General features: G+C 49.7%; 6 protein-coding genes and 1 tRNA gene. All 7 read left to right on the top strand.

Annotated elements, in window-relative coordinates; genetic code table 11:
- The first annotated feature begins 154 nt into the window (after positions 1 to 154).
- The 7 genes from AC0QHF_RS01555 (at position 155) to AC0QHF_RS01525 (ending at position 9,791) form a co-directional block, all read left to right on the top strand.
- Positions 155 to 538 carry a hypothetical protein gene (locus AC0QHF_RS01555; RefSeq protein ID WP_324702424.1) on the top strand — a complete coding sequence of 128 codons (384 nt, stop codon included), beginning with the start codon at positions 155 to 157 and terminating at the stop codon, positions 536 to 538.
- Positions 539 to 577: 39 nt separating this feature from the next.
- Entirely contained in the window at positions 578 to 1,564 is a 987-nt protein-coding gene (locus AC0QHF_RS01550) for a coiled-coil domain-containing protein (RefSeq protein WP_324702423.1), read from the top strand.
- Between the two features lie 39 nt (positions 1,565 to 1,603).
- Positions 1,604 to 2,671: a coiled-coil domain-containing protein gene (locus tag AC0QHF_RS01545; RefSeq protein ID WP_324702422.1), complete on the top strand. Its 1,068-nt coding sequence runs from the start codon at positions 1,604 to 1,606 to the stop codon at positions 2,669 to 2,671.
- Positions 2,672 to 3,066: 395 nt separating this feature from the next.
- Positions 3,067 to 3,195: transfer RNA gene (locus tag AC0QHF_RS01540), tRNA-OTHER, on the top strand.
- 179 nt (positions 3,196 to 3,374) lie between these two features.
- Positions 3,375 to 4,973, top strand: a complete 1,599-nt coding sequence (locus AC0QHF_RS01535) for a TROVE domain-containing protein (RefSeq protein WP_324702421.1) — start codon at positions 3,375 to 3,377, stop codon at positions 4,971 to 4,973.
- A gap of 246 nt (positions 4,974 to 5,219) precedes the next feature.
- A complete protein-coding gene (locus AC0QHF_RS01530; RefSeq protein ID WP_324702420.1) occupies positions 5,220 to 6,251 on the top strand; it encodes an AAA-like domain-containing protein in 1,032 nt (343 codons plus the stop codon).
- A gap of 3 nt (positions 6,252 to 6,254) precedes the next feature.
- Entirely contained in the window at positions 6,255 to 9,791 is a 3,537-nt protein-coding gene (locus tag AC0QHF_RS01525) for an AAA-like domain-containing protein (protein WP_324702419.1), read from the top strand.
- Positions 9,792 to 10,033 lie beyond the last annotated feature (242 nt).

Raw genomic sequence — 10,033 nt, 5'->3', positions numbered from 1 at the left:
GGGAGCCATTCGATCCCCCCCAGCCCCCCTTTATAAGGGGGGAGCAAGAGGAGTCAAAGTCCCCCTTTATAAGGGGGATTTAGGGGGATCTTCCGCTATATTTTTATCGAAAATTTCCCCGCCACTTTAAATCTGCAAAACAAACGAAACTGAAATGATGAAAAATGTTGTCAAATTGACTCGAAAAGATCCGTGGGAACGTCAACTGCTGGAAAACTTCGATCTGAGCGATCGCCTGGGAGATCATTCCCTCGAAAGTTTGGACGGTATTTGTGCGGATTTTCAACACATGAGCTGGGTGGTAAAATCCATTCAGAAGGATTATCAAACGATTTTGGAGCAAAATAAACGCCTGAAGGCGCTGCTGATTGGGTTGGTTGAGGGGTGTTACTGCTGGGAGGGCAATCGCTGTCAGAGTTGCCAGACGATCCTCAGTACCCTGATCCGAGAAAATACCGATCGCCCCGATAGCAATCAAACAAGTCCCGAAAAAAGTCTGGGAAAAATACGGAGGTTTTTGGAGCCGAGCGACGGTTAAAATCCGAATATCTTCAGTCAATTGTTTTGAGGTAAAGCCATGACACAACTCGCCATGCCGGAAACCAAATCGCAAATTATTTCCACTTTTCAGCAAATTCTCCGCGATCGCCAAAATGTCGCCTCCAAAGTCGCCACGAAGGAGGAGGAGTCGGAGCGGGAAAAGCGAAAGCAGGTGCTCGAACAGGCTGCCACATACACCGTCGATAGCATTGTCAAGGGGTTGGCGGATTTGCAGCTCGACTTCAGTGGCATCGTCGCGGAACTGTCCCAAAAGTTAGAAGCCGAATCCGAGAAGTTGGAGAAAATTCGGCGGGGGATCGCGATCGCATCCCAACAGTCGCAGGAACTCCAGAAAATTCGCGTCGTCGCCGATGTCTTGCACATTTTAACCCAGGAACACCGGGAAAAGCTGAACCTGCTCGAACAAAATTCCGGCCGTCGCCAAGAAACGTTGGAAAAAGATATCGCCTCGCGGCGAAAAGATTGGGAAAAAGAGCAGCAGGAATTTGAACTGTTGGTTCAGGAAGAAAACGAAAATACGGCAAAAATTCGCCGGGAGGAAGAAGAGGATTATAATTATCACTTGCAGCGATCGCGCCAAATTGAGATGGACGAATATGAGGAAGAAAAGCGCAGTCTGGAGCGAGAAATTCGGGATTTAACGCAGGAGAAAGAGAAGGATTGGCAAGATCGGGAAAACGTTTTGGATGCGGAACAGGCGCAATTTGAGCGCGATCGCCAGCGGGTTGCAGGATTTGAAGAAGAGTTGAAACAGGCGTTCAACAAAGCGAAAGAAGACGCGATTCAGGAAGCGACGCGGGAAGCGAAAGTGAAGGCGGATCTGTTTGCGAAAGAGTGGGAATCCACGAAGCAAGGTTACGAATTGCAGGTGGAATCGTTGGAACAAACTATCCAGCGACAGAACGAACAGATCGCCGACTTGTCCGCACAATTGCAAGGAACGCTGAAACAGGCGCAAGAATTGGCGATGCGAGCCTTTTCCAGCAGTTCAAATCAGAAATAAATTTGACGAAAATTAAACCGCACTACCAGGAGATGAATCATGGCAAAAAAAATCAGCGATCGCAACACCAAAGCAGAAATTCTCGAAGCGTATCAGGAACTTCAAAAAGAGAAGTCCAGCTTGCAATCGCAACTTCCAAAATCCGCTGCCAATGGCAATGGAGCCGCGACGGCAACCCAAAACGTCATCAAAAAACCTCAGAAATCGAACCAATCCAAACTGGAAGCGACGCTGGCAAGTTTGACGATGTTTCAGTCGAATTTCGGGGGAGTTATCGGCGAAATTTCCGAGCAGTTGACTTCGGAAGCGAGTCGTTTGGAAGAATTGCAAAATTTGGTTGCCGAATCTCGACAGCAGTTGCAGGATCTTCACGGTATCGAAGAGATTGAAGATGATACGTTGGAGGTTTTGATTCAACAATATGAGGAGAATTCCAAAACCTTCGAGGAAGAATTGACCGATCGCCGGGATGCGTTGGAACAGGAATGGCAGGAACGGCAAGCCGCCTGGAAAAAGGAACAGGAGGAACACCAACGGGCCGTCCGAGAACGAAATGAGAATTATCAAAAAACCCGCGATCGCGACGAGGAAACCTATAAATATAACCTGAACCTCCAGCGAGAAATTGACCAAGAAGAGTACGAACAAAATAAAGCCGAACTGTACAAACAGTTGGCGGAATTCAAACAAGAACGGGAGCGGCAGTGGGCCGAACGGGAAAAGGCGATCGCGGAACGGGAAACCGAACATTTGGAAGTGACCGCAAAAGTCGCCCAATTCGAGAAGAACTTGGAAGATACCGTCAAGAAAGGCAAGGAAATGGGGCGGAATATCGGCAATTACCAGGCGAAAGTCAAGGCTGACTTGTTCGCGAAGGAAGTCGAGGGTCAAAAACAGTTCTACGAATTGCGGGTTAAGGGACTCAGTGAAACGATTCAAAGCCAAGATCTTCGGATTCAAAATATCTCGAAACAACTGGATGCGGCGTTGAAACAGGTTCAAGATTTGGCGGTGAAGGCGATCGAAGGGACGTCGAATTCCAATTCGTTCCAGGCGATGAAGGAAATCGCGTTGGAACAGGCGAAAAATCAACAGAAGGGTAAATAACCCCACACCGCTCGGGAATTCATTCCCGAGCTATAGCAATCGGGAGTCATTTGAAAATCTTCCGGCCCCCAAACCCCCAATCCTGGGGGCTTTTAGTCGCTCAAATGTTCATGAATTTTTCACACTTCTTTAATAGAAAAAATCCTCTAAATTAAGGGGTATTTAGGGGGAGAATGACCATCAAAGTCCCCCTTATTAAGGGGGATAATGGGGGATCGGCTTTCACAAAGTTCGGGGAATCCCCCAAGGCGATCGCATCCCCGAACTCTCAAACCCATACAAACACAGCATTTCAGCCATTTTCATCGAGATTCGCTTCGGGGAAGGGGTGGCGTTTACCTTAGAGACATGACAGCGGAGGCGAGTTCGACACCGAACCCAACTCCACCATTCATGTGGCGGGTCGCTTAATTGGTAAAGCACCATTTTTTGCCCCCACGGGCCGAAGATTGAGGGTTATCGCTGTTAACGAATCCCCCCTTAATCGTCGGAGATGCGGGTTCGACTCCCGCGCCGCTACACCACTCGCAGGTAGTTTAAGCTAAAGCCTTGATTCAATATTCTTGCCTGAAAAGGCCGAAGAGTTGAGGGTTATCGGTTAAAACGGTCGATTTTTCATCGAGAGATGTGGGTTCAAATCTCACCCTGCCAATTCGGGACATCCCGAAGCCGCGAGTAGCCCGAAAGGGCCGGAGAAAGTGAGATGAATTATAAGTTTTTTGTAGGGTCTGAAACGCCCCAAAACCATCCGATTCCGGGGCGGGAAAAAGAGATGATCCGGGGACATTCCGGCGGTTGGATGTTCGATGCGGGAATTTGGCAAACGCTGCGGCGTTGCTTACTGATTGGAACCGCACAGCGGACCTATTATGCCGACAAGCAGGAATTGACGGGAACGTTTGTCGATGTTTTGCTCTCGGCGATCGCACAAAATCCGGAACGGGTGGCGGGAGAAATTGTTTACGCCTCCGACGGACGGGCGATTAATAATAGTGCTCCGATTTTGGCTTTGGTGTTGCTGTCGGCGGGGGAAACGCCGGAAGCGAAGCGGGCGTTTTTGGAAATTTTTCCCCAGGTGGTTCGCACGGGAAGTCACTTTTACGAGTGGTTGAATTATACCAAATCCCTGCGGGGGTTCGGTAAAGTTATCCGGGAGGCGGGGACGAGTTGGCTGTCCCGGGAAGACGTGAAAGGGTTGGCTTATCAGTTTTTGAAATACCAACAGCGCCACGGTTTTTCCAACCGAGATGCGCTGCGATTGTTTCACGTTCAACCCCCCACTTCCGAACACGATTTGCTGTTTGAGTGGGCGACGAAAGGATGGGAAATACTGCCCGAACGGGCGCCGTCCGAGGCGCTGTCTCAAATTTGGTGGTACGAGTGGTTGAAGCGCAATCCCGATCGCACCCACGAGGCGATCGCCAAGGGACATCTGACCCACGAAATGGCTGCGCCGGTGGGGAAAATGGACGAAAAGGCATGGCAATTGTTATTCAATGAAATGCCGATCGGCGCTTTATTGCGAAACCTGGGTTCCCTGACGCAACTGCGGATTTTGCGGGGGGACAAACCGGCGAATTTGAAGCGGGTGAAGGGGAATTTAAATAATGTCAAACACCTGCGAAAAGGTCGCATCCACCCCATCGACGTGCTGAAGGCGTTGAAAACCTATCAGTCGGGGGGAAAAGTCGGGCGCAGCCAGAAAAGCTGGACTCCGGTTCCGCAAATTGTGGATATTTTGGAGAAGGCTTTGGAACTGTCATTTGATGCGATCGCGCCGACGGGAAAGGTGTTTTTACACGCCGTCGATATCTCCGGTTCCATGTCCAGCTATACCGTCAGTTCGGTGAATTTGAGTTGTTGCGAAGTTGCCACGACGATGGCATTGGCGACGGCGAAGGCGGAAGAAAATTACGCGATTCGGGGGTTTTCTACGCAGTTTATCGACTTGGGAATTCACCGGAAAGATTCCTTCTCGGATGCGATCGCAAAAGCCCGGAAACATAACTTCGGCGGCACCGATGCCTCGGTGGCTTACGACTGGGCAATTCGGAAGAAATTTAAGGCGGACGTGATTTGCTTCTGGACGGACTCCGAAAGCTGGGCGGGACGGCGCCACCCCTCCCAGGCGTTGGCGGAATACCGCCGCCGCGTCAACCCTGATGTCAAGGCGGTTTACATCACGTTGGCGCCTTACAACATCAGTCTCGTCGATCCCAACGATCCGAATTCTTGGGATATCGCTGGATTTGACCCGGGAACGCCACGTTTAATCCAAATGTTGGCAACCGGGGAGTTATAGTGGCTTTCAATCCGATGAGATCCGCACGATCCCCCTAAATCCCCCTTGAACTCCCCCCTTACAAAGGGGGGGTAGGGGGGGATGGGGACTTTGAATTTGCAAGTGTGTCCTACCAGCTTGAAAAACGCTATATAAGGCTCTCACGGTAGGGATCGGCGACGCCGATCCCTTTTTTTGTCCGGTCGCTTCAATCTTTGAAATTCATGTAAAATATGGGATGGGAAACATTGTGCCAGATCGATTGACATGAATTTAGAATGCCCCGAAGCTCCGGTTCCTCTCGACTCTCATTTTTATATCGAACGGGGTGCGATCGCACAATCGGCACTCTCGGAAATTGAAAAACCGGGCAGCCTGATCCGAATTAAAGCACCTCACAAGATGGGAAAACATTCTTTACTGCTGAGAATTATAGAGCGGGCTAAAAGCTGCGGTTACAAAACTGTCCCGATCGCGTTTCAGGATGCGGCCGGAGAAATTTTTGCCGATTTGGATACTTTCTTAAAGTGGTTTTGTACCCAAATCACCGACGGGTTGAACATCCCTTGCCTGTTGGATGAATATTGGGATGAAGATATCGGCGCAAAAGTCAGCGGCAATACTTATTTGGAAGAATATATTTTGGAAGAGAGCGATCGCCCGATAATGGTCGTTTTAAATTGGGTGGATCGGGTGTTTGAATATCCTGCGATCGCCCAAGATTTTCTACCGCTGCTGCGTTCTTGGTACGAACAGACCAAACAAACTGAAAGCTTTGAAAAACTTCATTGGATCGGGGTGCAATATTCGGATATTTACGTCGATTTAAACATCAATCAATCGCCGTTCAATATCGGACTTGCGGTCGAACTTCCCCCCTTTAACTTTCGACAGATTGAAGAACTGGTCAGCCGTCACGGCTTGGAAAATTGGAGCGAAAATGAGGTGTCTAAACTCCAAAAATTGACGGGCGGAAAACCCTATTTATTGCGTCTCGCACTCTATCATATCTGTCGGGAAAATTTGACCTTGAATCAATTCTTTGCGGACGGACAGTTGCAGGGGCAAATTTATCGCCGGCATTTACAGGAGGTGTCGGCTTTCATCCGAGAGCGTCCCCAACTCGTCGAACCCTTGAAAAAATTGTTAAATCGCCCGGAAGGCGTGGAAATGGACGCGATCGCAGCTTGCCATTTAAATCAGATCGGTCTGGTCGATAAGATTGAAAATTGCTGTCAAATTTCCTGCGATTTGTATCGAAATTATTTGAATGAAATTTCCGACTCTATTTACCAATAAAAAATGTTTTATCAAGTTGGTGGAAGTTTAAAAAGTGATGCCCTCTGCTATGTGGAAAGAGACTGCGATCGCGACCTCTACGAAGCATTGAAGCGGGGGGAATTTTGCTATGTGTTGAACTGTCGCCAAATGGGAAAGTCTTCCCTGATGGTGAGAGTCCGGCAAAAGTTGCAACGGGAAGGCTACAAATGTGCGACCCTGGATTTGACCCTGATCGGCGGCCAAAATATCACGCCCCTGCAGTGGTACAAAGGAATGATTGCAGAACTACTCAGAGGCTTTAAACTCTTCAAGCAGTTCAATTTAAAAACGTGGTGGAATGACAGCGATGACATTTCTTTTTTGCAACTGTTGGGATACTTTTTTGACCGCCTCTTGTCCGCCGAAATTCCCGACCAGAATATCGTCATTTTTATCGACGAAATCGACAGCATCCTCGGCCTCAATTTTTCCGTCGATGACTTTTTCGCATTAATCCGGTTTTGTTACAACCAGAGGGCAACCGACCCGAAATTCAACCGCCTCACATTCGCGCTCTTAGGAGTCGCTACGCCGTCGGATTTGATTCAAGATCGCACCCGCACTCCCTTCAATATCGGGACGGCGATCGCGCTGTCGGGGTTCAGCCTCTCAGAAGTTGCACCCCTCGCCCGGGGATTGGGCTCGGAATCCGGAAACGAACAGGAAATTATCAAAGAAATTTTAGATTGGACAAACGGACAGCCATTTTTGACCCAAAAAATCTGCAAAATTATCGGCGACAATCACCGCAAAAATGAGCTCGGATATCAATCAAAAATACCGCCGAGACAGGAAGTCGAGCGGGTCGAACAAATTGTCCGAAATCGGGTGATCGATGAATGGCAGTCGAAGGACGAGCCGGAGCATTTAAAAACCATCCGCGATCGCCTCTTTCGCAACCCCCGATGGACGGGCAGATTGTTGGGGATTTACCAACAAGTTTTGCAGCATCAGTCCGTCGAAGTCGATGACAGCCGCGAACAGGCGGAGCTGCTGCTGTCCGGGTTGGTTGTCAAAATTGACGGCCAATTGCGGCTCAAAAATCGCATTTACGGAGAAGTCTTCAATCCGGAATGGGTGGTGCGACAACTTTCGGAACTTCGCCCCTATTCTCAAGCCTTCGACGCCTGGATCGTTTCCGAACAACAAGACGAATCCCGCCTGTTGCGGGGGCAAGCCTTAAAAGACGCGCAAACTTGGGCGATGGGAAAAAGTTTGAGCGATGGGGATTATCAGTTTTTATCCCACAGTGAAAAACTCGATCGCCGGGAAGCACAGATGGTATTGGAGGCAGCCAGAACTCGAGAGGTCGAAGCGCGGCTGGCTGAACAACAGAAGCGACTCCAGCAAGAAAAAAAAGTCGCCAAATTGCAGCGGTTATTTTTGGCGGTCGTCAGCCTCGCATTTGCTGTATCGGCGGGGATGGGACTCTTCGCCCGCTGGCAATACCGACAGGCGATCGTGAGCGAAATTATTGCCCTGGTTTCCTCTTCCAAAGGTTTATTTTCCTCCCAAAATCAGTTGGAAGCAATGGTCGCGGCTATCAAAGCTAAACGCCGAGCGGACGCCGTGGGTGTTGCGGATAAGAAAATAGTTGAGTCGGTGGAAACGGCTTTAAATCAAGTTGTTTATGGCAGTCACGAAGTGAATCGCCTCATCGGCCATAAAGGCAGTGTTTTGAGCGTTGACATCACTCCCGACGGCGAATTGATCGCCACCGGCAGCAACGATAAAACCGTCAAAATCTGGAAAGAAGATGGCACCTTGCTGGCAACCCTGGAACATTCGGCGACAATCCACCGCGTCGCCTTCGGCCCCGACGGCAAATCTTTAGTTTCCGGGAGTTTAGATGGCACAGTCAAACTGTGGAGCGTCGATGGCAAACTGTTGCGAGATATTCGGGCACACGATGCTCCGGTCTGGGGAGTTGCATTCAGTCCCGACGGCAAAAAGATCGCCTCTTCTGCCGGAGATAGTACGGTCAAAATTTGGGGCCTCGACGGTACATTATTAAAAACTTTTACCGGAGATGAAAAAAATATGTGGAATGTGGCTTTTGATTCCGAAAGTCAAATGATTGCCGTCGCACAAGTCGATGGCCGGGTCAAATTGTGGAGTATCGACGGCAAATTTTCAAAAAATCTCGACGGACATCGGGGACCCGTTTGGGACGTGGCATTTTGTCCGCAAACCAATTTATTCGTATCGGTGAGTTCGGACCAAACCGCGAAACTCTGGCGACGAGACGGGACCTTGGTGAGGACTTTGCAGGGAGAGGAGGCGCTCATCGGGGTAGATTGTAGCGATCGCGGTCCATATATTGCCACCAGCGGTCAGGATCGTGCGGTCACAATTTGGCATTCGGACGGAACTTCGTTCGGGACGTTAAGAGAACATAAAGCGGTGGTTCGGGATGTGGCTTTGAGTGCCGACGGTTTGACGGCGGCTTCCGCAAGCGATGATGGAACCGTCAAACTTTGGCAATGCAAAAAAAATTTGCTGAAATCGCTTCACGGGCACGAAGATACCGTGTGGGATATGGCGGTGAGTCCGGATCAAAAATTGATCGTATCCGCCAGCAATCAGACGGTCCAAGTGTGGCTTTCAGATGGCAAACGTTTGCGGACAATCACCCCTTCCCAACCGTGGAATGGCGCCTTGTCTTTTGCGCCCGATTCAAAAATTATGGCGATCGGCAACTCTTCTCAAATAGAGCTTTGGAATGTAGAAGAGCTGAAGATGTCATCGACAAAGCCGATAGGAGTTTTATCCGGACATGGGGCGGCGGTTACGGCGACGGCCATCAGTCCCGACGGTCAAATCATCGCCTCGGCGGGAGATGACAAGATGATCAGATTGTGGAGCATCGACGGCAAACTTCTCCGCAGTTTTGTCGCCCACAAGGAGCGAATTTGGAGGTTGGCTTTTACCCCAGACGGTCAAATTCTCGCCTCAGCCAGCGGAGACCGAACAGTGAAATTGTGGACCCTTGACGGAGAACTTCTCACCACCCAATTCCATGAGGGGGCGGTTTGGGGAGTGGCAATCAATCCCGACGGAAATCTGATCGCCTCTAGCGGTCGTGACGGTACTTTTAAAGTTTGGAAATTAGATGGCACTTTGGTGAGAAATATCGATGGTAAAAGTAACGGGTTGACGCGGATCGCCTTCAGTCCGGACGGTGAAACCATCGCCACGGCCGGCGTGGATAATACGATCAAGCTGTGGAACCTCGAGGGCGAATTGTTGAGGACTTTGCCGGGACATCAGGGTATGGTGATCGCCGTTGATTTTACCCCCGACGGCAAGTTTTTGGTGTCCGGCGGAGACGATCGCACGGTGATTTTATGGGATTTAGAAAAAATTGAAACGCTCAACGAACTCGAATATGCCTGCGACTGGGTGCGGGATTACCTGCGGACGAATTCGGAAATTGAGGAGGGCGATCGCACCCTCTGTGACCCGATCGGCCGTCGGTCCCTCGACCGGACTTCAAAAAACAACCGAAAAATACGATAAAAAATCGCGGCGGCGGGATGAAAATCGCCAAAATTTAAAAATTGCCCTATAATAATAAATCGGGTACCCACAATCCCTCAATGTGTCTTAATTTTCCGATCAAAAATGATCTATCAAGTTGGCGGAAGTCTCAAAAATGATGCTCCCTGCTATGTGGAACGCTCCTGCGATCGCGACCTCTACGAAGCTTTGAAACGGGGGGAGTTTTGCTACGTTTTGAACTCGCGACAGATGGGAAAATC

It is taken from the genome of Lyngbya sp. CCY1209, from assembly GCF_055795065.1.
The sequence above is the reverse complement of the archived record's forward strand: the minus strand, read 5'-3'. Positions and strand labels throughout refer to the sequence as shown.